This is a genomic window from Pseudomonas delhiensis (assembly GCF_900187975.1).
GTDB classification, from domain to species: domain Bacteria; phylum Pseudomonadota; class Gammaproteobacteria; order Pseudomonadales; family Pseudomonadaceae; genus Pseudomonas; species Pseudomonas delhiensis.
In genome coordinates this window covers 141,841-164,264 of sequence record NZ_FZPC01000002.1, presented here as the reverse complement: position 1 = coordinate 164,264, position 22,424 = coordinate 141,841, and the positions used below count along the sequence as shown (strand labels likewise).

18 protein-coding genes and 1 riboswitch are annotated in these 22,424 nt (G+C 69.6%); of the genes, 8 read left to right on the top strand and 10 right to left on the bottom strand.

The window, feature by feature from the left end:
• Window positions 1-10 precede the first annotated feature (10 nt).
• A riboswitch (TPP riboswitch) is annotated at window positions 11-118 on the bottom strand.
• A gap of 182 nt (window positions 119-300) precedes the next feature.
• The gene (locus CHC02_RS02610) at window positions 301-1,764 is read left to right on the top strand and encodes a TolC family outer membrane protein (RefSeq protein ID WP_089389963.1); all 1,464 of its coding nucleotides are present in this window, start codon (window positions 301-303) and stop codon (window positions 1,762-1,764) included.
• Window positions 1,765-1,993: 229 nt separating this feature from the next.
• On the opposite strand, the gene CHC02_RS02605 is transcribed toward CHC02_RS02610, so the two are convergent.
• Both CHC02_RS02605 and CHC02_RS02595 read right to left on the bottom strand, forming a co-directional pair.
• Window positions 1,994-2,779 carry a class II aldolase/adducin family protein gene (locus tag CHC02_RS02605; protein WP_089389962.1) on the bottom strand — a complete coding sequence of 262 codons (786 nt, stop codon included), beginning with the start codon at window positions 2,777-2,779 and terminating at the stop codon, window positions 1,994-1,996.
• Window positions 2,780-3,012: 233 nt separating this feature from the next.
• Window positions 3,013-4,056 carry an ABC transporter substrate-binding protein gene (locus tag CHC02_RS02595; RefSeq protein WP_089389960.1) on the bottom strand — a complete coding sequence of 348 codons (1,044 nt, stop codon included), beginning with the start codon at window positions 4,054-4,056 and terminating at the stop codon, window positions 3,013-3,015.
• Between the two features lie 344 nt (window positions 4,057-4,400).
• Between CHC02_RS02595 and CHC02_RS02590 the strand changes: the two genes are divergently transcribed.
• The 3 genes from CHC02_RS02590 (at window position 4,401) to CHC02_RS02580 (ending at window position 7,440) form a co-directional block, all read left to right on the top strand.
• On the top strand, window positions 4,401-4,751 hold the full coding sequence (locus CHC02_RS02590; protein ID WP_089389959.1) for a cupin domain-containing protein: 351 nt from the start codon (window positions 4,401-4,403) through the stop codon (window positions 4,749-4,751).
• 33 nt (window positions 4,752-4,784) lie between these two features.
• A complete protein-coding gene (locus tag CHC02_RS02585; protein WP_089389958.1) occupies window positions 4,785-6,737 on the top strand; it encodes an oxidoreductase in 1,953 nt (650 codons plus the stop codon).
• Window positions 6,738-6,846: 109 nt separating this feature from the next.
• On the top strand, window positions 6,847-7,440 hold the full coding sequence (locus CHC02_RS02580; RefSeq protein ID WP_089389957.1) for a helix-turn-helix domain-containing protein: 594 nt from the start codon (window positions 6,847-6,849) through the stop codon (window positions 7,438-7,440).
• 309 nt (window positions 7,441-7,749) lie between these two features.
• Here the strand turns inward: CHC02_RS02580 and waaA are convergent, their stop codons facing one another.
• Together waaA and CHC02_RS02570 are read right to left on the bottom strand one after the other, a co-directional pair.
• The gene (waaA, locus tag CHC02_RS02575) at window positions 7,750-9,018 is read right to left on the bottom strand and encodes a lipid IV(A) 3-deoxy-D-manno-octulosonic acid transferase (RefSeq protein ID WP_089389956.1); all 1,269 of its coding nucleotides are present in this window, start codon (window positions 9,016-9,018) and stop codon (window positions 7,750-7,752) included.
• Between the two features lie 186 nt (window positions 9,019-9,204).
• A complete protein-coding gene (locus CHC02_RS02570) occupies window positions 9,205-10,083 on the bottom strand; it encodes a LysR family transcriptional regulator (protein WP_089389955.1) in 879 nt (292 codons plus the stop codon).
• A 112-nt stretch (window positions 10,084-10,195) separates the two neighbouring features.
• On the opposite strand from CHC02_RS02570, the gene CHC02_RS02565 reads away from it, so the two are divergent.
• The 4 genes from CHC02_RS02565 (at window position 10,196) to CHC02_RS02550 (ending at window position 13,779) form a co-directional block, all read left to right on the top strand.
• A complete protein-coding gene (locus tag CHC02_RS02565) occupies window positions 10,196-10,528 on the top strand; it encodes a DMT family transporter (RefSeq protein WP_089389954.1) in 333 nt (110 codons plus the stop codon).
• Window positions 10,529-10,584: 56 nt separating this feature from the next.
• Entirely contained in the window at window positions 10,585-11,760 is a 1,176-nt protein-coding gene (locus tag CHC02_RS02560) for an NAD(P)/FAD-dependent oxidoreductase (RefSeq protein WP_089389953.1), read from the top strand.
• Complete coding sequence (locus CHC02_RS02555; protein WP_089389952.1) at window positions 11,757-12,560, top strand: aldo/keto reductase; 804 nt, start codon at window positions 11,757-11,759, stop codon at window positions 12,558-12,560. The genes CHC02_RS02560 and CHC02_RS02555 overlap by 4 nt, the downstream gene beginning before the upstream one ends.
• 307 nt (window positions 12,561-12,867) lie before the next feature.
• Entirely contained in the window at window positions 12,868-13,779 is a 912-nt protein-coding gene (locus tag CHC02_RS02550; protein WP_089389951.1) for a metal ABC transporter ATPase, read from the top strand.
• Between the two features lie 237 nt (window positions 13,780-14,016).
• Here the strand turns inward: CHC02_RS02550 and CHC02_RS02545 are convergent, their stop codons facing one another.
• The 6 genes from CHC02_RS02545 to msbA all read right to left on the bottom strand — a co-directional run bounded on the left by CHC02_RS02545 (window position 14,017) and on the right by msbA (window position 22,411).
• The gene (locus CHC02_RS02545) at window positions 14,017-15,225 is read right to left on the bottom strand and encodes an acyl-CoA dehydrogenase family protein (RefSeq protein ID WP_089389950.1); all 1,209 of its coding nucleotides are present in this window, start codon (window positions 15,223-15,225) and stop codon (window positions 14,017-14,019) included.
• An 11-nt stretch (window positions 15,226-15,236) separates the two neighbouring features.
• The gene (locus CHC02_RS02540; protein ID WP_089389949.1) at window positions 15,237-16,520 is read right to left on the bottom strand and encodes an acyl-CoA dehydrogenase family protein; all 1,284 of its coding nucleotides are present in this window, start codon (window positions 16,518-16,520) and stop codon (window positions 15,237-15,239) included.
• A gap of 164 nt (window positions 16,521-16,684) precedes the next feature.
• Window positions 16,685-18,109, bottom strand: a complete 1,425-nt coding sequence (gene hldE / locus CHC02_RS02535) for a bifunctional D-glycero-beta-D-manno-heptose-7-phosphate kinase/D-glycero-beta-D-manno-heptose 1-phosphate adenylyltransferase HldE (RefSeq protein ID WP_089389948.1) — start codon at window positions 18,107-18,109, stop codon at window positions 16,685-16,687.
• Between the two features lie 75 nt (window positions 18,110-18,184).
• Entirely contained in the window at window positions 18,185-19,600 is a 1,416-nt protein-coding gene (locus tag CHC02_RS02530; RefSeq protein WP_089389947.1) for a PIG-L deacetylase family protein, read from the bottom strand.
• Window positions 19,601-19,687: 87 nt separating this feature from the next.
• Window positions 19,688-20,584 (bottom strand): GNAT family N-acetyltransferase, encoded by an 897-nt coding sequence (locus tag CHC02_RS02525; protein WP_089390053.1) that lies wholly within the window; start codon window positions 20,582-20,584, stop codon window positions 19,688-19,690.
• 6 nt (window positions 20,585-20,590) lie between these two features.
• Window positions 20,591-22,411, bottom strand: coding sequence for a lipid A export permease/ATP-binding protein MsbA (gene msbA, locus CHC02_RS02520; protein ID WP_089389946.1), 1,821 nt, complete (start codon window positions 22,409-22,411; stop codon window positions 20,591-20,593).
• Between the last annotated feature and the right edge of the window lie 13 nt (window positions 22,412-22,424).

Sequence of the window (22,424 nt, the reverse complement as noted above, 5' to 3'; positions counted from 1 at the left end):
AAGGCACTGGGGACGCGGACTTCTTGTTCCCTACGCGGGTGCTAACCCGATCAGGTTCAACGGGATCCGGAACTATCCGATCTCAGCCCCTCGCAATGGGGCACCCCGACAAGAACGTCCGCAGTCTAAACAAGAGTTCGGTGCTTGGCCAATGCCGCCGGGCCGAAAGTATCCGAAGCGACTTCGCGGTCACGCGCCGGCAACTACAATGCTGCAACGAATTGCCCCAAGATGGCGCCTTGACCATCGATCGGGGCGACCGTAGCCTTGCCCCACCCGCACACTTTCTAGGACGAACGAATGCTGCGCAGACTCTCCCTGGCTGTCGCCGTGGCCGCCTCCACAGGTTTCGTCTGGGCAGCCCAGCCCACGTCGAGCGTCGCTCCACTGCCGAGCAAGACCGACCTGATCAGCGTCTACAAGGATGCCGTAGACAACAACGCCGACCTCGCCGCCGCCCAGGCCGACTACCTGGCGCGCAAGGAAGTCGTGCCCCAGGCCCGCTCCGGCCTGCTGCCGCAGATCAACGCCGGCGGCAGCCTGGGCAACACCCGCACCTCGCTGGACACGCCGGACGCCACCCTCAACCGCAGCAGCCAACTGGTCCAGGCCAGCCTCAGCCAGCCGCTGTTCCGCGCCGACCGCTGGTTCCAGCTCAAGGCCGCGGAAAACATCAGCGAACAGGCCCAGCTGGAATTCTCCGCCACCCAGCAGCGGCTGATCCTGCAGACCGCCGAGACCTACTTCGGCGTGCTCCGCGCCCAGGACAACCTGGCCGCCAGCAAGGCCGAGGAAGCGGCCTTCAAGCGCCAGCTCGACCAGTCCAACGAACGCTTCGACGTCGGCCTGTCGGACAAGACCGACGTGCTCGAATCCCAGGCCGGCTACGACACCGCGCGGGCCAACCGCATCGTCGCCGAGCAGGCCGTGGAAGATGCCTTCCAGGCCCTGGTGACGCTCACCAACCGCGACTACAGCGGCATCGAGGGCATCCTCCACTCGCTGCCGGTGGTGGTGCCCACGCCCAACGACGCCAAGGCCTGGGTGGACACCTCGGTGCAACAGAATATCGCCCTGCAGGCCAGCAACTTCGCGGTCACCGCCGCCGAGGAGACGCTGCGCCAGCGCAAGGCCGGGCACCTGCCGACCGTGGACGCGGTGGTGCAGTACCAGAAGGGCGACAACGACGCCCTGGGCTTCACCAACTCCGACGGTTCCATTCCGCACTACGGCAAGTGGGTGGACCAGACCAGCGTCGGCGTGCAGCTGAACATCCCGATCTACAGCGGCGGCCTGACCAGCTCCCAGGTGCGCGAGTCGTACCAGCGCCTGAACCAGAGCGAGCAACTGCGCGAAAGCCAGCGCCGCCAGGTGGTGCAGGACGCGCGCAACCAGCACCGCGCGGTAAACACCGACGTGGAGACGGTGAAGGCGCGGCGCCAGGCGATCATCTCCAACCAGAGCTCGCTGGAAGCCACCGAGATCGGCTACCAGGTCGGCACCCGCAACATCGTCGACGTGCTCGACGCCCAGCGCCAGCTGTACAGCGCCGTGCGCGACTACAACAACGCGCGCTACGACTACATCCTCGACAACCTGCGCCTGAAGCAGACCGCCGGCACCCTCAGCCCGGCCGACCTGCAGGCCCTGGGCACCTACCTCAAGGCCGACTACAACCCGGACAAGGACTTCCTCCCGCCGGACCTGGCCAAGGCCGCCGAGCAGCAGCTGGAAAGCAGCAGCAAGGCGCGGACCCAGCAATAGCCGGAGGTTCCGGCGCGGATCGCGGATGAGATCCGCTCCTACACCGCCCCACCCACGCCGTGCCCATGTAGGAGCGCGCCCTGCGCGCGAAATCGCGGGCAGGGCCCGCTCCTACAGGTTGCTGGGAGGCACGGTATGCCTCCCGCGTAGGAGCGGACCTTGTCCGCGATAGCCGGACGTCCCGGTGCGGATCGCGGATGAGATCCGCTCCTACACCGCCCCACCCACGTCAGTTCCTGTACTCCGGCGCGGTGCGCTCGAGCATGCGCAGCAGCGCCTCCCAGGCCAGGTCGTAGCCATCCGGGTCGCTCAGCTCGCCCTCGGCCTGCGGCCGCGCCGGTTCGTTGAACTGGCGCTCGGTGCGCCGGCACACCGCATCCGGCGGGATCACCAGCTCGCCGCCGGCCTGGGCGGCGACCTGGATGTCGCAGGCCTTCTCCAGGTAGTACATGCGCAGGAACGCCTGCTTCACGCTCTCGCCCACGGTCAGCAGGCCGTGGTTGCGCAGGATCATCCCCAGGTGGTCGCCGAGGTCGCGCACCAGGCGCTGCTGCTCGTCGAAGGACAGGGCGATGCCTTCGTAGTCGTGGTAGCCCAGGCGCCCGTAGAACTCCATCGACATCTGGTTCAGCGGCAACAGCCCCCCGGCCTGGGCGGCCACCGCGCAGGCGGCGCGGGTGTGGGTGTGCAGCACGCACCGGGCATCCTCGCGGGCGGCGTGGATGGCGCTGTGGATGACGAAGCCGGCCGGGTTGACCTTGTAGCGCGTCGGCTCCACCGGATTGCCGTCCAGGTCGATCTTCACCAGGCTGGAGGCGGTGATTTCGTCGAACATCAGCCCGTAGGGATTGATCAGGAAATGATGCTGCGGCCCGGGCAGGCGCAGGGAGATGTGGGTGAAGATCAGGTCGCTCATGCGGAAATGGGCGATCAGCCGGTAGCAGGCGGCCAGCTCCTCGCGCAGCTTCCACTCTTCGGCGGAGCAGGTTTCACGGGAGGGCATCGGGATGGTCATGCCGGAGTTCCTCTTGTTGTTCGGGCTACAGGCTACAGGCTACAGGCTACAGGCTACAGGCTACAGGCTACAGGGAAGAGCATGTGCGGGGCTCTTCGTAGGAGCGAGCTTGCTCGCGAACCGGGCGGGCACGGTGCCGGGTTTGGTTCGCGAGCAAGCTCGCTCCTACAGGGGGGACCGGCTCTTCGCTCTTGCCTGCAGCTTGTAGCTTGTAGCTTGCAGCCGCTCCTGACCTATTGCGCCGCCCAGGCGTTGAAGCGCTCTTCCAGCTCCTCGCCATGGTCAGCCCAGAACTCGTCGTCCATGGCCAGGCCCACCTTGATGTTCGCCGGCGCGGTCGGCACCCAGCGCGCCAGGTCCTGCGGCAGGCGTTCGGCGGCCTGCTTGTTGGTGGGGCCGTAGGGGATGTTGTGCACGTAGTCCACCTGGGCGTCGGCCTGGTTGGCGAAGGCGATGAAGCGCTTGGCCAGGTCGACGTGCTGCGAACCCTTGATGATCGCCCAGTAGTCCATGCCGTACAGCGCGCCCGGCCAGACCAGGTCGAGGTTGCGCCCGCTCTTGTGGGCGTCGGCGATGCGCCCGGTGTAGCTGGTGGTCATCACCACGTCGCCGGCGGCGAGCCACTGCGGCGGCTGGGCGCCGGCCTCCCACCACTGGATCGACGGCTTGATCTGGTCGAGCTTGGCGAAGGCGCGGTCGACGCCCGCCTTGGTGGAGAGCACCTTGTACACGTCCGCCGGCGCGACGCCGTCGGCCATCAGGGCGAACTCCAGGTTGTACACCGCGCGCTTGCGCATTCCGCGCTTGCCGGGGAATTTCTGCAGGTCCCAGAAATCCTGCCAGCCACTGGGCGCGGTCTTCAGCTTGTCGGCGTCGTAGGCGATGGCCACGCCCCAGACCAGCGCAGCCGAGCCGCACTCCTTGGCGGCGTTGGGCACCAGTTGGTCGGCGCCGCCCAGCTGCTTCCAGTCCAGCGGCACGAACATGCCCAGGTCGCAGTTGCGCGCCAGGTCCGGGCCCTCGATCTGCACCACGTCCCAGTCGGCGTGGCCGGTGTCGGTCATCACCTTGATGCGCGCCATCTCGCCGTTGTACTCGGCCTGGGTCAGGCGCGCCCCGCTGGCCTTGGCGAAGGGCTGGAAGAAGGCCAGGTCCTGGGCCTTCTGCCCGGCGCCGCCATAGCCGACCACGACCATGGAATCCTGCGCCTGGGCGCTGCCGAGACCGAGTCCCAGGAGCAGCAGCAGGGGTTGCAAAGCGTTCTTGCGCGAAATCATCGAGCGGACCCTCTGTGAATGCGAACCGTGGCCACCGCGGTGGCACGGCGGAGGTGGGTTGGGCGTACCGGAACAACTCGCGGATGGAGGCAGCTGGCAGTCAGAGGCGAAGGGGCGCTGCGGCGTGGGGCAGCCGGCGCGGGAAGACACCGTGGAGCACGGTTCATGCGCATCTCCTCTTGTAGTTGTTGTGGAGTACGTCGCTGGGCACGCCCCGTCGGCGACGGGGCATGGACACGAAACTACCCAGTCACTTTTAAAAAAACAAGTTGATTTTTTACTGAAGGTAAATTTCCATGGCGTTACTTGGATAACAACAAAACCTCGCTCCAGGAGTCCACGCCGTGCCCGACGTCATCCACTTCCAGCAGTCCGCCCTGCAGTTCCAGCCCTACGCCGGCCAGCCGCCGGAGCGCGCGGCCATCTGCCGCCTGATCGGCCCGGCCGACAGCCAGACCATGGGCGCCGGCCTGGCCCGCTTCGACGGCTGCTCCATCGAATGGACGGTGCTCTACGACGAGCTGATCGTGGTGCTGGAAGGCCACTTCCGCCTGCGCCTGGGCGAGCGCGTCATCGAGGCCGCGCCGGGCGACGTGATCTGGGTGCCCGAACGCACGCCCCTGGCCTACGAAGGCGAGAAGGCCTGCGTGTTCTACGCCCTCTACCCGGTCGACTGGCAGGCCCGCAACGCCTGACCTCCCGCAGAACGACAAGAAAGGACGAAGTCCGTGACCAATGCCTTCCCGCACCTGTTCAGCCCGCTGGAAATCCGTGGCAAGCGCCTGAAGAACCGCATCATGTCCACCGGGCACGACACCTCGATGCCCACCGACAACCTGGTCAACGATCAACTGGTGGCCTACCACCAGGCCCGCGCCAGGGGCGGCGTGGGGCTGATCGTGATGCAGGTGGCGGGGGTGCACGACAGCGCCCGCTACACCTCCCACGTGCTGATGGCCACCGACGACGAATGCATCCCCGGCTACCGCCGCGTCGCCGAGGCCTGCCACGCCGAGGGCACCGTGGTGCTGTCGCAGATCTTCCACCCCGGGCGCGAGATCATGGAGTCCAGCGACGGCCTGCTGGCGGTGGCCTACTCTGCCTCGGCCTCGCCCAACGAGCGCTTCCGGGTGATGCCGCGCGAGCTGGACCAGCGCATGATCGACGAGATAGTCGCCGGCTACGCCGCCGCCGCGCGGCGCCTGCACCAGGCCGGGCTGGACGGCGTGGAAGTGGTGGCCAGCCACGGCTACCTGCCGGCGCAGTTCCTCAACCCGCGGGTGAACCGCCGCAGCGACGGCTACAACGGCGACCTCGACGCGCGCCTGCGCTTCACCCGCGAGGTGGTCGCCGCCGTGCGCGCAGCCACCGCCGAGGACTTCATCGTCGGCCTGCGCATTTCCGCCGACGAACGCGACCCCGAGGGCCTCACCGAGGACGAATCGCTGCAGGCCGTGCGGGCGCTGCAGGGCGAGCTGGACTACGTGCACATAGTCGCCGGCACCTCCGCCTCCCTCGGCGGCGCCATCCACATCGTCCCGCCGATGGCCATCGAGGCCGCCTACCTGGCCAGCAACGCCGCGACCTTCAAGGCGCGCCTGGACATCCCGCTGTTCGTCACCGGGCGCATCAACCAGCCGCAGGAAGCCGAGCTGATCATCGCCCGCGGCCAGGCCGACGTGTGCGGCATGACCCGCGCACTGATCTGCGATCCGCAGATGCCGAGCAAGACCGAGAGCGGCCACGTCGAGGACGTGCGCGCCTGCATCGCCTGCAACCAGGCGTGCATCGGCCACTTCCACCGGGGCTACCCGATCTCCTGCATCCAGCACCCGGAAACCGGCCGCGAGCTGCAGTACGGGCGCATCGAGCCGGCCGTCCAACGCAAGCGCGTGCTGGTGGCCGGCGGTGGCCCGGCGGGCATGAAGGCCGCGGCGGTGGCGGCCCAGCGCGGCCATGAGGTGATCCTCTGCGAGGCCGGCGCGCAGCTCGGCGGCCAGGTCAACCTGGCGCAACTGCTGCCGCGCCGCGCCGAGTTCGGCGGTGCCTCCACCAACCTGCAGCGCGAGATGCAGCTGGCCGGCGTGGAAGTGCGCCGCAACACCCGCGTCGACCGCGCCCTGGTGGAAGCCGAGAAACCCGACCTGGTGATAGTCGCCACCGGCGCCAGGCCCTACTGGCCGCCGTTCGAGCGCGGCGGCGAACTGCAGGTGGTGGACGCCTGGCAGGTGCTGCGCGGCGAAGTGCAGGTCGGCCGCTCGGTGCTGGTCACCGACTGGCGCTGCGACTGGATCGCCCCCGGCATCGCCGAGCAACTCGTACGCGCCGGCCACCAGGTGCGCCTGGCGGTGAACGGCACCCACGCCGGCGAGAACCTGCCGCTGTACGTACGCGACCACCTGGCCGGCGAACTGCACCGCCTGGGCATCGAGATCACCCCCTACGCGCGGCTGTACGGCTGCGACGACAGCAGCGTCTACCTGCAGCACAGCGCCAGCGGCGAACCGATGATCTTCGAAGACATCGACACCCTGGTGCTGTGCCAGGGCCACCAGCCGGTGGACGACCTCGCCGCGGAACTGGAAGGCCTGGTGGAGTTCCGCCGCATCGGCGACTGCCTGGCCCCGCGCACGGCCGAAGAAGCCATCTACGAAGGCCTCAAGGCAGCCTGGGCGATATAGGGGCGGCGGCAGGCGACAGGCTGCAGGCTTCAGGCAAAAGCAAGAGCCGCTTCAGCCTGCCGCCTGAAGTCTGTAGCCTGTAGCCGTTTTTCTCCAGGACCCTCGCCGCATGAGCCCGAAAGCCCCGCAGCAAGCCCCCGCCAGCGCCGAAGCGCAATTCCTCGGCACGCGCATCCGCGGCCTGCGCAAGCGGCGCGGCATGACACTGGCCGAGCTGGCCGAGCAGAGCAAGCTCACCGCCGGCTACATCAGCCAGCTGGAGCGCAACCTGGCCTACCCGTCGATCCCGGCGCTGTTCAACATCGCCCGCAGCCTGGGGGTGACCATCCAGTGGTTCTTCGCCAGCGAAGTGCAGGCCGACCCGGCCGACGCCGGCTACGTGGTGCGGCGCAACGCCCGCACCAGCGTGCACTACGAAGACGGCATCGTCGACGAGCTGCTCAGCCCGCAGCCCAGCCGCCAGCTGGAGATCCTCCACTCGCGCTTCCCGCCGGGCACCTACAGCCAGCAGAGCTACAGCCATGAGGGCGAGGAAGCCGGCTACCTGCTCAGCGGCACCTTCGAGCTGTGGGTGGGCGAGCGCCACTTCCAGCTGAACGAGGGCGACAGCTTCAGCTACTCCAGCCAGGAGCCGCACCGCTACGGCAACCCGGGGGACGTGGATGCGGTGGTGCTCTGGGTGATCACGCCGCCGACGTTCTGACACGGCGCCTTTCTGCAGGAGCGAGCTTGCTCGCGAACGGAGTTTCCCGGTCATGGCGGTGCATGAGGTCACCACCGTCCCCTCTCCCCAGCCCTCTCCCTGCAGGGAGAGGGGGCTAGCCCGTGCCGAGAGACGTGATGGTTTCAGCTGGAAACCTTCGGTGTTGCCGGCTAACTCCAGAACACCCAGCTCTGCCCAACGGTCCCCTCTCCCTTCAGGGAGAGGGTTAGGGAGAGGGTGCGGAGTCAGACCAAGGCACCGAAGCCACAGGCCAGCACCGTTCGCGAGCAGCTCGCTCCTACGAAAACCCTACCCCAACAACCGCGCCAACCCATCGAGCAACCGCTGCAAAGCCCCCTGGTTCGCCCGCAACACCCCCAACCCGGCGTCGGCCATGCGCTGCGCCACCGCTGGCTCATCCCACAGTTGCCCCACCGCCACCGCCAGGGTCGGCGCATCCAGCACTTCGCGCAGGGCGCCGACCTCGCGCAGTTGCGCGGCTATCTCGAGGAAGTTGAACAGCTGTGGTCCGGCCAGCACCGGCTTGCCCAGGGCCGCCGGCTCCAGCAGGTTGTGGCCGCCGTTGGGCACCAGGCTGCCGCCGACGAAGGCGACGTCGGCCAGGGAGTAGAGGAACAGCAGCTCGCCCATGGTGTCGCCGAGCAGCACCTGGGTGGCCGGCTGTACCGGCTCGCCGCCGGAACGCCGCAGCGTGGCGAAGCCCTCGCGGCGGCACAGCTCGAACATGCCGTCGAAACGCTCCGGGTGGCGCGGCACCAGGATCAGCAGGGCATCCGGATGCGTCTCCAGCAGCTTGCGGTGGGCGGCGAGGACGATCTCGTCCTCCCCCGCGTGGGTGCTGGCGGCGATCCATACCGGCCGGCCCTCGGCCTGCCAGTCGTGGCGCAGGGCCGCGGCGCGGGCGGGCAGTGCGGGGTCGATACTCAGGTCGAACTTGATCGAGCCGGTCACGCTCACGCACTCCGGGCGCGCGCCCAGGCGGCGGAAGCGCTCGGCCTCGGCCTCGGTCTGCACCGCCAGCCAGCTCATCTCGCCGAGCATCGGCCGCGTCAGCCCCTCGAAGCGCGCATAGCCGCGCGCCGAGCGCTCGGACAGGCGGGCGTTGGCCAGCGCCACCGGGATGCCACGGCGGGCGCACTGGTGGATATGGTTGGGCCACAGCTCGGTTTCCATGATCACCGCCAGGCGCGGCTTCACCCGTTCCAGGAAGCGCGACGCGGCCCAGGGCAGGTCGTAGGGCAGGTAGCAATGCTGCACGCTGTCGCCGAACAGCGCGCGGATGCGCTCGGAGCCGGTCGGAGTCATGCAGGTGACGGTGATCGGCAGCTGTGGATGACGCTGCTGCAGGGCACGGATCATCGGCGCCGCGGCGATGCTCTCGCCCACCGACACGGCGTGCACCCAGATGCCGCCCGGCTGCATCTTCGGCAGGCCGAAGGAAAAGCGCTCGCCGATACGCCGGGCGTAGGCCGGCGCCTTGCGCGAACGCAGGAACAGGCGCAGCGCGACCAGCGGCAGGCCCAGGTGGAACAGCAGGGTATAGAGGGTTCGGTTCATGGCGGCGGAGAGTAGCAAATAACACCCGGACGTTCGCGCGGGGCTTACCGTAGGAGCGGATTTATCCGCGATCGATGGCGCGGGGGCGAGCCATCGCGGACGGAGCCCTACCCGCCAACGCTGTCCCACCTGTAGGAGCGCGCCCTGCGCGCGATTCGCGGGCAGGGCCCGCTACAGTCATGCGTCCTATTCCTTCAGGTGCTCGGCGAAGCATCTGCCCAGCCATTGCGCCGCCGGGCCCAGGGGCTCGTCGCGGCGGCAGACCAGCTCCACCACCAGCGGCGGCGGCGTCCAGTCGCTGGCCAGTTCCACCAGCAGCGGCTGGTAGGCCGGGTACTGCGCCACATGGCGCGGCAGCCAGGCCCAGCCGAGGTCGCGCATCAGCAGCTCGGCCATGGCGTAGAAGCTGTCGGCGCGCCACACCAGCGGGCTGATCTGCTCGCCGCCGGGGTAATGGCTGTCCTGCGGCGCCATCAGCAGCTGGCGGTGCCGCGCCAGCTCGCGGCGGTCGGCGTAGTCCAGGCGGGCCAGGGCGTGGCCGGCGCCGCACACCGTGACCATCTCGATGGTGCCCAGGCGCTGGCGCTCCAGGGCTTGGGGCATGCCTTCGTGGTGGAACAGCAGGCCGAGGTCGGCGCGGCGTTCCAGCAGCTTGCGCGCCACGTCGCCCTGGGCGCCGCTGGCCAGCTGCACTTCCAGGGTCGGGAAGGCCCGGGCCAGCGCCTGCAGGCTGGAAAGCACCGGCTGGTAGGGCATGGCCTCGTCCTGGGCCAGGCGCAGGCGGGCTTCCTCGCCGCGCACCAGGGCGGCGGCGCGGCTTTCCAGGCGCTCGCACTGGCGCAGCACCTCGCGGGCCTCGTCGAGCAGCGCCCTGCCCTCCTCGGTCAGCACCGGCTGGCGGCCGCTGCTGCGGTCGAACAGGCTCACGCCCAGGTCGCTCTCCAGCAGCGCGATGGACGAGCTCACCGCCGACTGCACGCGCTTGAGCTGGCGCGCCGCCGCCGAGAAGGAGGATTGATCGGCGACGCTGACGAAGAGTCGCAACTGGTCCAGGTTCCACTGCATGACCTATCTCCTTTGCAGATAGGCAATGACTTTATCCCATCGCCAGGAACACTAGAATGTCGCCATTCGCAATATCGGCTGCCCGCCCGGCCGCTCCTGGGGAGGACTCAACATGCCCGGCTATCTCTACCTCGCCATCGCCATCGTCGCCGAAGTCATCGCCACCGCTTCGCTGAAGTCGGTGAAAGGCCTGTCCACGCCCCTGCCCCTGCTGCTGGTGATCGTCGGCTACGCCATCTCCTTCTGGATGCTCACCCTGGTGGTGCGCAGCATTCCGGTGGGCATCGCCTACGCCATCTGGGCCGGCCTGGGCATCGTGCTGGTCAGCGTCGCCGCTCTGGTGCTCTACCAGCAGAAGCTCGATGCCCCGGCCGTGCTGGGCATGGGCCTGATCGTCAGCGGCGTGGTGGTGATCCAGCTGTTCTCGCGCAGCGTCGGCCACTGAGCCACGGCCCCCTCGGTTATACTGCGCGCTTCGTTTCACGCGAGGCGCGCCCTTCCATGACCCAACCCCTGAGCACCGACATCCTCGTCGTCGGCGGCGGCATCGCCGGCCTCTGGCTGAATGCCCGCCTGCGCCGCGCCGGCTTCTCCAGCGTGCTGGTGGAGAACACCGCGCTCGGCGGCGTGCAGAGCATGCGCTCGCAGGGGATCATCCACGGCGGCACCAAGTACGCCCTGCACGGCGCGCTGACCGGCGCCTCGGAAGCCATCGCCGACATGCCCTCGCTGTGGCGCCAGTGCCTGGCCGGCGACGGCGAGCTGGACCTGCGCGGCGTGCGCGTGCTCTCCGACGCCCACTACCTGTGGTCGCCGGGCGGCCTGGCCGGCAACCTCACCAGCTTCTTCGCCAGCAAGGCGGTGCGCAGCCGCGTGGCCCAGGTGAAGGGCGACGAGCTGCCGCCGGCGCTGCAGGACAAGGCCTTCAAGGGCAAGGCCTACCGCCTCTCGGAACTGGTGCTGGACGTGCCCAGCCTCATCGCCCACCTGGCGGTGCTGGCCGGGGACGGCCTGCTGGCCGGCGAACGCATCGAGCCACTGCGCGAAGGCGACGATCTGGTCGGCCTGCGCGTCGACGGCCGCGACGTCCGCGCCCAGCGCGTGGTGTTCGCCGCCGGCGCCGGCAACGAGGCGCTGCTGCGCGAACTCGGCCTGGACCAGCCGGCCATGCAGCGCCGCCCGCTGCACATGGTGCTGGTCAAGGCGCCGACGCTGAAGCCGCTGTACGCCCACTGCGTGGGCGGCGGGCCCAAGCCGCGGGTCACCGTGACCACCCACCCGGCCGCCGACGGCCAGTGGGTCTGGTACCTTGGCGGCGACATCGCCGAAGCCGAAGGCGTGGCCCGCAGCGAAGCCGAGCAGATCGCCGAGGCCCAGCGCGAACTGCGCAAGCTGCTGCCCTGGGTCGACCTGTCGGCCGCGCGCTGGGCCACCCTGCGGGTGGACCGCGCCGAACCGGCGCAGTCCGGCCTGCTGCGCCCGGACAGCGCCTTCCTCGCCGACCAGGGCCGCCTGCTGGTGGGCTGGCCGACCAAGCTGGCGCTGGCGCCGAACTTCGCCGACCGCGTCTTCGAAGCCCTGGAGCGCGACGGCATCCGCCCCGCCGCCGGGCAGGCGCTGCCGGAGCTGCCGCGCCCGCCCCTGGCCCGCCCGGTGTGGGAGGAGCTACTGCCATGAACGGCCTGCACGCGCTGCGCCGCCCGCTGGGCAGCACCGGCCTGGAGGTCTCGCCGCTGGGCCTGGGCACCGTCAAGCTGGGCCGCGACCAGGGGGTGAAGTACCCCAATGGCTTCCGCATCCCCGACGACCGCGAGGCCGCCGACCTGCTGGCGCTGGCCCGCGAACTGGGCATCAACCTGCTCGACACCGCGCCGGCCTATGGCCGCAGCGAGGAGCGCCTCGGCCCGCTGCTGCGCGGCCAGCGCCAGGACTGGGTGATCGTCAGCAAGACCGGCGAGGAGTTCGACGGCGGCCAGTCGCGCTTCGACTTCAGCGCCGCCCACACCCGCCTGTCGGTGGAGCGCAGCCTGCGCCGCCTGGAAACCGACTACATCGACCTGGTGCTGGTGCACTCCGACGGCAACGACCTGCACGTCCTGCAGCGCACCGAGGTCTACGAAACCCTGGAGCGGCTCAAGCAGGAAGGCCTGATCCGCGGCTTCGGCTTCTCCGGCAAGACCGTCGATGGCGGCCTGCTGGCGCTGCAGCGCGGCGACTGCGCCATGGTCACCTACAACCTCGGCGAACAGGCCGAGAAGGCGGTGATCGATCACGCCCTGGCGCACCACCGCGGCATCCTGGTGAAGAAGGCCCTGGCCAGCGGCCACGCCTGCCTGGCCGAAGGCCAGGACCCGGTGCGCGCCAGCTTCGAGCTGGTGTTCGGCCACCCCGGCGTGGGCGCGGCCATCGTCGGCACCATCAACCCCCAGCACCTGCGGCACAACGTCGCGCTGGCGGCCGAAGTCCTCGGCGGCTGAGGGCTGCCAGCCGGGTACGGTGCCGCCACGACCGTTGATCGGCAGTCACCCAAGGTTGACACAAAGGGCGCATTCCTGTGCCATGCTCAGACTCCGCGGTGAAAAACCGCGGCACGCAAAATTGCCGCCAAAAGCTCGCTGACAGGAAAAACAGCCGAAAACCAAGACTCTTTCAGGGTTAAGCTCGAAATAATCGAGGGTTTTCGAAGTTCGCCGTCAACGCCCTAGCCACTGGCAACCCGGAACGATCGGCCAGGCCGCCCAGCCCGCGGGCGGCCCGACGCGCCCTGTACGACGAGGACCGCCCATGCCCCGTACGCTCGCCCGCAAGGACCCGACCGCCTTCAAGACCTTGCCGTTGCTGGTCGAGGCCAACCCCGACAGCCTGGTCTACCAGGGCCTCGGCCTGCCGCTGAACTTCTCCCAGGTCCTGGGGCGCCGCCGCCCGGTACAGGTGGCCGATGCCCGGCACTTCACCGCCGAGCTCGCCAACCTGGGCGTGTCGGTGCGCCTGACGCTCAACTGGCAGGGCCGCGACTACTGGGTGCTGGTGCGCCAGCAGCGCGCCGACCGCGGCGACACCGTGCTCAAGCTGATTTCCGGCTACGTGCCGTCCCACGAGCTGAACCTGCCGCTGCTCACCGCCATCCAGGAAGTGGCCGAGGAATGCCTGGTGGAAACCGCCGACGGCTGGCTGGGCGGGCGCTTCGGCGACACCTGGCTGCCGACGCCCTACCAGGGCACCCTGCGCTACCGCGAGGCCAGCCACTTCTCGCTGACGCCGCTGTCCGGCGCCGCACGCCCGGTGCAGGCCGGCGCCCTGCGCCTGCTGGAGCGCCCGCAGGCCTACGTGCACCTGCCCACTGCCTCGCTGCAACTGGTCTACGACATGCGCATGGAGCTGCCCAGGGACGTGCGCGACGTAAGCCTGTTCCACGTCGACGAGCGCCTGGAAAGCGGCCCGCTGGTGGCCCGCCTGGACCGCCGCCGGCCGGACCTCTACCTGCTGCCGCTGGAGCACGGCCAGCCCACCGGCGCGCTCTTCACCCTGCGCAAGGGCGAACTGGTGAAAGCCGCGACCCGCGGCCTGTGGCTCTCGGAAAGCTTCGCCGAGCAGGACGGCTGGCTGGTGCGCGACGAGCGCATCCGCTTCCGCGACTGGCTCGACAGCCTGCCGCCGGCCAACGGCAATTCCGGCAAGGGCCGGCGCACGGCCTGAAGGCACCCCTGTAGGAGCGGGCCCTGCCCGCGATTCGCGCGCAGGGCGCGCTCCTACATCGGAATGGCGCGGGTGGGATGGCGTAGGAGCGGATCTCATCCGCGAATCGCGCCGAAACCTCCGGCTATCGCGGACAAGGTCCTCCTACGCCCTCCGGCAAACACAACACCCGTAGGAGCAGGCCCTGCCTGCGAATCGCGCGCAGGGCGCGCTCCTACATGTGAACGGCTGCTCCGGTCACTTCAACTGGCTTGAGGTCTTGCCCAACAGCCTGCGCGCCACGATCAGCAGCTGGATCTGCTGGGTGCCCTCGAAGATGTCGAGGATCTTCGAGTCCCGCGCCCATTTCTCCAGTAGCTCGTCCTCGCCGTAGCCCAGGGCTCCGGCCAGTTCCACGCACTTCAGGGTGACCTCGTTGGCCACCCGCCCGGCCTTGGCCTTGGCGATGGAGGCCTCCCTGGAGTTGGGCTGGCGGTTGTCGGCCATCCATGCGGCCTTCAGCGTCAGCAGGCGCGCGGCCTCCCATTCCGCCTCCAGGCGGTACAGGGTCGCCTCGGCGTGGGACACGCTCAGCAGCGGCCTGGCGTAGTCGAAGCGGCAGCCGGCCTTCTTCAGCAGTTCGCGGGCGCGGTCCAGCGAGGCCTTGGCCACGCCGACCGCCATGGCCGCCACCAGCGGGCGGGTGTTGTCGAAGGTCTCCATGACGCCGGCGAAGCCCTTCTGCACGTCGATCTCGGCGTTGCCCAGCAGGTTGGCCGCCGGCACCCGGCAGTCGCTGAAGCTGATGGAGGCGGTGTCCGAAGCCTTGATCCCGAGCTTCTTCTCCAGGCGGGTGACGGTCATGCCCGGGGTGCCCTTCTCCACCACGAAGGACTTGATCGCCGCGCGGCCCAGGCCACGGTCCAGGGTGGCCCAGACCACCACGGCATCAGCGCGGGCGCCGGAGGTGACGAAGATCTTCTCGCCATTGAGCACGTAGTGGTCGCCGTCGCGGGTGGCCGTGGCGCGGATGGCCGCCGAGTCCGAGCCGCAGCCCGGCTCGGTGATGGCCATGGCCGCCCAGGTGCCGCCGAAGCGCTTCAGTTGTTCGTCGTTGGCCACCGCGGCGATGGCGGCGTTGCCCAGGCCCTGGCGCGGCATGGCCAGCAGCAGGCCGACGTCGCCCCAGCACATTTCCATCACGCCCAGGCAGGCGGAGAGGTTGCCGCCGTTCTTCGCGCCCTCCTCCGCCGCCGCGCCCTTGCGCCTGCTGGCCGAGGTGGCGCCCACGGCGTCCGGCGAGCCGGCGTTCATGCCGTCCAGCAGCGCGGCCAGCAGGTCCAGCTCCTTGGGGTAGGCGTGCTCGGCCTTGTCGTACTTGCGCGAGATCGGCCGCAGGTAGTTTTCCGCCACCTGGTGCGCCTGGTTGACCAGGCCACGGAATTTCTTCGGGGTTTCCAGGTACATGCAGGCGCTCCTCAGAGGTGCAGGCCGCCGGCCATCACGGCCAGGGCGCGCAGGTCGCGGTACCAGCGCTCGGCTGGGTGTTCCTTGGTGAAGCCGTGGCCGCCGAGCAACTGCACGGCGTCGGTGCCGATCTTCATGGCCTTCTCGGCGCAGAGCAGGCGGGCGAGGTAGGCCTCGCGATGGAACGGCTGGCCACGCTCGGCCAGGGCGCAGGCGCGCCAGGTCATCAGGCGCATGGCGTCCAGTTCGATGGCGATGTCGGCGACCATGAAGGCCACGCCCTGGCGGTGGCTGATGGGCTCGCCGAAGGCCTCGCGCTCGTTGCAGTAGCCGATCACGTAGTCCAGCGCCGCCTGCCCAGTACCCAGGGCCAGGGCGCACCAGGCCAGGCCGCTGAGGTCGAGAAAAGCCTGGTAGTCGAATTTCTCCGCGGCCAGGCGACGGCCGGCGTCGACCTTCACGCCCTTCAGGCGGATGCGCGCGGTGCCGGCGGCCTTCAGGCCCATGGCCGGCTCGGGGCGGCGCTCCACGCCCTTGGCGGCGGCGTCGACCAGGAACAGCGCCGGGCCGTCGGCGGTCTGCGCGGCGACCAGCAACTGGCTGGCATCCAGCCCGCGTACCACCAGGCACTTCTCGCCGGACAGCAGGTAATGGCGGCCGCGCTTGCGCGCCTGGGTCTTCAGCTGCGCGGGGTCGGCCAGCAACTGCGGCTCGCCCACGGCGATGCCGATCAGCGGCGGGCCGTCCTCGCCGACGAACGCCGGCAGCCACTGCGCCTGCTGCTGCGGGCTGGCCCAGCGGCGGATGCAGTTGGCCGCCGACAGCGGCACCAGCAGCGCCGCGGCCAGGCTCAGGTCGCCACGGGCCAGGGCCTCGGCGATCAGCGCGTTGGTCAGCACAGTGCGTTCGCCAGCCATGCCGCCGTGCACTTCGCTCACGCCGTAGTAGGCCAGGCCCAGTTCCAGGGCCTGGTTGAGCAGTTCGGCGGGCACCCCGGCGTCGGCGTCGGCATCGTGGGCGGCCGGGCGCAGCACCTCGGCAGCGAAGCCTTCGAGCATGTCCACCAGCATCTGCTGTTCGTCGGACAGCGTCAGGTCGAAGAGCCCGTCCGGGTCGACCTTGCGCGGCGTCTTGGTTTGCTTGGCGGCACGCTGGCTGGCCATGCGGAAGCCGGTGCGGCTACCGGTGTAGAGCAGCTTCTCGAAGGGTTTGCGCAGCTTCAGGCGGTCCGGCCAGTCGGCCTGGGCCACCCGGTTGAGCACGGCCAGGGCGCGGCCCTGCACGTCGGTGGTCATGGCATCTCGCTCCACGGGGGGATGGGATGCCGGGGATCATGCGCCGGGAGGCGGAGGGGGGACCATGACCGCTTTGCCGGGAACGCATGGCAGAGGGGTCAGTGGAAACGTAGGGCGTACAACCGCGAACGGTTGTACGCCCTACGTCCATGGGGATATCGGCGTTAGCGCTTCTGGCGGATCTTTTCGACGATCGCGGTGGTGGAGCTGTTCGGCACCAGGCCGAGGACGCGCACTTCGCCGCCGTAGCCGGCGACTATGTCGGCGCCGACCACCTGGTCCACCGAGTAGTCGCCGCCCTTGACCAGCACGTCCGGGCGCACCTGGGCGAGCAGGCGTTCGGGGGTGTCCTCGCTGAAGCTCACTACCCAGTCCACCGCGCCGAGGCCGGCGAGTACCGCCATGCGCCGGTCGACGCTGTTGATCGGCCGGCCCGGGCCTTTCAGGCGGCCCACCGAGGCGTCGTCGTTGACCGCCACGATCAGCCGGTCGCCCTGGGCGCGGGCCTGTTCCAGGTAGCTGACGTGGCCGGCGTGGAGGATGTCGAAGCAGCCGTTGGTGAAGACGATCTTCTCGCCGTGGGCGCGGGCGTCCTCGATGGCCAGCAGCAGTTGCTCCAGGCCCAGCACGCCGCGCTCGGAGCCCTGCTCGCGCTGCACCGCGCGGCGCAGTTCGGGAGCGCTGATGGCGGCGGTGCCGAGCTTGCCGACCACGATGCCGGCGGCCAGGTTGGCCAGGGCCACGGCCTGGGGCAGGTCCTCGCCGGCGGCCAGGGCGCCGGCCAGGGTGGAAATCACGGTGTCGCCGGCGCCGGTGACGTCGAACACTTCGCGGGCGCGGGCCGGCAGGTGCAGCGCCGGGTGGCCGGGGCGCAGCAGGGTCATGCCGTGCTCGCCGCGGGTCACCAGCAGCGCGCCCAGCTCCAGGTCGCCGAGCAGCTTCAGGCCCTTGGCCACCAGTTCGTTCTCGTCCTGGCAGCGGCCGACGATGGCCTCGAACTCGGAGAGGTTCGGGGTGATCAGGCTGGCGCCGCGGTAGATGGAGAAGTCCTTGCCCTTGGGGTCGGCCAGCACCGGGATGTTGCGCTTGCGCGCGGCCTGGATCAGCGCCTGGTGGTTCTTCAGCGCGCCCTTGCCGTAGTCCGACAGCACCAGCACGCGGACCTGGTCCAGCAGCGCCTCGGTCTCGCGGGCCAGGGCCTGGGCGTCGGTCCTGAAGGGTTCCTCGAAGTCCACCCGCAACAACTGTTGATGCCGGCTCATGACGCGCAGCTTGACGATGGTCGGCTGCCCGGCGATGCGCTGGAAGCGGGTGGTCACGCCCACCGCGCCAAGACTGTCGGCCAGGCTGGCGGCGGCCTCGTCCTCGCCGGTGACGCCGACCAGGAAGGCCGGGGCGCCCAGGGCGGCCAGGTTCAGCGCGACGTTGGCCGCGCCGCCGGGGCGGTCCTCATGCTGCTCGACCCGCACCACCGGCACCGGCGCCTCGGGCGAGATGCGCGAGGTCGCGCCGTGCCAGTAGCGGTCGAGCATCACGTCGCCGACCACCAGCACAGGGGCCTGATCGAAACGGGGCATGGTCAGTTTCATGGGAACTCCGCAGGTCGAAATCGCCGCGGATAATACCATAGCCGCTTGCCCGGCCTCGCGCCGGGCGCCGGTCGTTCAGCGCAGCGGGCGCACCCAGAACAGCTCGTGGCGGCGCACCGCCTTGCGAAAGAATTCGTCCTCGCCGCTGGCCGGCCAGCGGCGCCCGGCCAGGGCCCGCTGGATCAGCCGGCGCAGGCGCTTCTTGGCCGGCAGCGGGACGCTCAGGTCGTGCTGCATGGCCAGGGCCTGGGCCTTGTCGAGGCGCGTGGCGGCGTCCAGCGCCGGGCTCCACAGGGCGTCGGCCGGCAGCGCTTCGATGCACGGCGGCAGGGCCACGCCGCCTTCGGCCGGGCCCATGGGCCAGCGGTCGTTGTCGTGCAGGTGGTTGGCGTAGAGCAGCAGGGTCTGCGGCTTCCAGGCGCTGAGCTGGATGGCCTCCTGCAGCGCCCGCGTGGCGTGCACGTGGTCGGCGTGGGGGTCCAGCTGCGGGTGCGGGGTGACCAGCACCTCGGGGCGGAAGTGCTCCAGCAGCGCCACCAGGTCCGCCACCAGGTTGTTCCAGCTGGGCACGCCGTCGGCGTCGGCCGGCAGTTTCAGCGGGTTGTGCCGGCGCAGGTCGCGGACGTCGCTCTCGCCGGACTCCCGCGAGCCGAAGCCCTTGTCCGGTTCGCCGCACATCGCCGGCAGTTGCAGGCAGTAGTAGCCCAGTTGCACGCAGCGGCTGGCCGGCACCCCGCCCCACAGCGGCACGGCCAGGCTGTCCCAGGTGCGCAGGCGGCCCTTCAGGCGCGCCGCGGCGGCCTGGTCCAGGCCCAGGCGCTGGTAGTGCCCGGCCTCGATCTCGCCCTGGGTGAGGGTGACGATGCTCACCTCTGCGGCGCGGCTGTACAGGCCGAAGGCGGCCAGTTCGGCGTCGTCGGCGTGGGGCGCGATCACCATCAGCCGGCGTTCGGCGTAGTCCGGGTTGTGGAAGGCGTGCAGGGTGCCCTGGGTGTCGAGGCGGCAGTGGCGGCCGTGGATGCGCAGGTGCCCACCGCGCAGGGCCGCGCCCTGGCCGGACAGGTTGAGGTAGCGCACGCCGTTCACGCCGCGCTCGAAGTCCTGGCGGTCGATGCCCTCGCCGCCTTCGATCAGCACCTGCGGGTCGAGCCAGCGGCCCAGCCAGTTGGCCCTGACGCGGATCTGCAGCAGCAGCGTCTCGTGGTCCCCCGGCAGCGCATCGGTGGCGACGTGCAGGCCGTGGGGGCCGAGGGACGCCGGCAGGCTCAGCTGGCCTTCCGGGAAGTCGTAACGGTAGTCGTCGCGCGGCGAGTAGAACAGGTGGTCGGCGAACCAGGCCTCGTGGGCCACCCAGCCCAGCAGCACGGCCAGGGGCAGGCTCCACCAGGGGGCGAACACGCCGAGGGCGACCAGCGCCAGCAGGGCGGCCAGCAGCACCAGGCGCTTCTTGCGGCGGTGTTTCTTGAGCAGTTGCTGCTTGCGGGCGCTCATGGGGTTCTCCGGGGTCGATCGCGGACGGAGTCCGCTCCTACACAGCCACTGGGTTCCCGCGTTCGCGGGAATGACGGGGTTGTGCCGTTACACCTGGAACACCGGCACCCGGTGGCACCAGCGGTCCTTGTATTCGCGGTCGGCGCGGCCGAAGGAATAGCGTAGCGGCTTGCCCAGCGCCTCGGCCTCGGCCCAGGCCTGCTGGGTGTTGACGTGGGTGAGCACGCTGCCGGGGCTGAACTCGCGGTTCTCCGGGGCCACGCCGCCGTTGATGTATTCGACGCTGATCCACTTCGGCGACTCGACGCGGTAGAGAATCTGGATCGCCACCGGCTCGCCGTCCAGGCGCACCAGCGAGCCGCGCATGAACTCGCGCATCAGCCCGAGCACCTCGGCCAGGCGCGCCTTGCCCGGCACCTCGAAGCCCCAGCGGCGCTGGAACAGCTCGGCGTAGATGCGCGCCTGCTCGGCCGGGCCCAGCTCGTCCATCGGCTGCAGCACGCCGCCGGCCTCTTCCAGCAGGCGCAGCTCGCGGCGCTGGTTGTAGCGGAATTTCTTGGAGAAGTCCGCCGGCGCGCGGTTCAGCGCCAGTTCCTCGTCCTGCCGGCGGGCGTCGGCCACCTGCGGCTGGTTCAGCTCGGAGAGGTAGCGCACCCGATGGCGCAGGGCGATGCGCGCGTCCTCGGCGACCGGCAGGATGACCTCGGCGTTGCCCAGGTCGAACAGCGCCTTCTTGCCTTCGCGCTTGAGCACTTCCTTGGACAGCGCCAGGTGCCGGCCCCAGGTGGGGATGGCGGCGCGCAGCTGGCCATCGGCGACCCAGCCCAGGTAGCGCACCGGGATGCCGGCAAGGCCGGCCAGGCGCTCCACCACCTGCGGGTGGGTCGCCACGCTGCCGCCGAAGCGCTGCCAGGCCTCGGCGTAGGCCGCGGCGTCGATGGGCGTCCAGCCGCGCTCGCGGACGACGCGCAGGCGATCGAGCAGGGCCATTCAGGCCGACTCGCCGATGCCGTCCTCGGCCGGCTCGTCGGCGAACTGCCTGGCATGCAGGCGCGCGTAGTAGCCGTTGAGGGCGATCAGCTCGTCGTGGGTGCCCCGCTCGACGATGTGGCCCTGGTCCATCACCAGGATCAGGTCGGCGCGCTCGATGGTGCTCAGGCGGTGGGCGATCACCAGGGTGGTGCGGCCCTCCATGACCTTCTCCAGGGCGGCCTGGATGTGCCGTTCGGACTCGGTGTCCAGCGCCGAGGTGGCCTCGTCGAGGATCAGCACCGGGGCGTCCTTGAGCAGCGCGCGGGCGATCGCCAGGCGCTGGCGCTGGCCGCCGGAGAGCATCACGCCGTTCTCGCCCACCTCGGTGTCGAAGCCTTCGGGCAGGCGGTCGATGAACTCGCGGGCGAAGGCGTCCTCGGCGGCCTTCTCCACCGCGCTGCGCGGCTTGCTGGCGAGGTCGCCGTAGGCGATGTTGTTGAGCACGCTGTCGTTGAACAGGTTGACCTGCTGGGTGACCAGCGAGATGTGCTTGCGCAGGTTGGGCAGGCGGTAGTCCTCGACGTCCACGCCATCGAGGAGGATCTTGCCCTCGCTGTGGTCGTAGAAGCGCGGGATGAGGTTGGCCAGGGTCGACTTGCCGCTGCCGGAGCGGCCGACCAGGGCGACCATCTGCCCCGGCTCGACGCTGAAGTCGAGGTCGTTGAGCACGCGCTTCTCGCTGCCCGGGTAGGTGAAGCTGAGGTTCTTCACTTCCAGCCGGCCCTGCACGCGCTCCTTCTCGATGCTGCCGTGGTCCACTTCGGGCTTCTCGTCGAGCTGCTCGAAGATGCTCTCGGCGCCGGCCACGCCCTTCTGGATGGTCGAGCTGACCTCCGAGAGCTGGCGGATCGGCTTGGGCAGCAGGCCGGCCATGGAGATGTAGGCCACCAGGTCGCCGACGGTGGCGTCGCCGCGCAGCAGCAGCACCAGGTACAGCAGCACGGCCATGGCGCTGTAGATCACCAGTTGCAGCATCGGCGTGTAGATAGCCGAGGTCTTGTTCATGCGCAGGTTCTTCTCGGTGTTCTCCCGGCTCACGTCGAGGAAGCGCTCGCGCTCGTAGGCCTCGCCGCCGAAGCTGCGCACCACGCGGTAGCCCTGGATGGTCTCGGAGGAGACGTGGGTCACGTCGCCCATGGCCACCTGGATCTTCTTGCTCTGCTTGCGGAACTTGCGGCTGGCGCTGGTCACCATCAGGGCGATGACCGGCAGGATGGCGACCATCACCAGGGTCAGCTTCCAGTTCATGTACAGCAGCGAGAGGAACAGGAAGACCACGGTCATGCCTTCGCGGATCACCACCTTGATGGCGTCGGTGGCGGCGCCGGTGACCATGGTCACGTTGAAGGTGATGCGCGAGATCAGGTGCCCGGAGTTGTGGCTGTCGAAATAGCGGTTGGGCAGCGTCAGCAGGTTGTTGAACAGCGCCACCCGCAGGTCGTGCACCAGGCCCAGGGAGACGCGGGCGATGTAGTAGTTGCCGAGGAAGGAGCCGATGCCCTGCCAGACCGCGATCAGCACCACCAGCAGCGGCACCGCGTAGAGCAGCGAGAGGTCGCGCAGCCAGGGCCAGGGGGCGTTGGGGAACAGCTTGGCGTCCGGGTGCGTCAGGCCGTCGACGAAGTACTTGAGGATGCCGGCCAGCATCGGCTGGGTGGCGGCGAAGATCAGGAAGCCGACGATGCTCAGGGCGAACATGCCCCAGTAGGGCCGCACGTAGGTGAGCAGGCGGAAGTAGATCTTCAGGCTCGAGGGCTCTGCGGTGTCTTTGCCGGTCATGAAAGAATCGCAC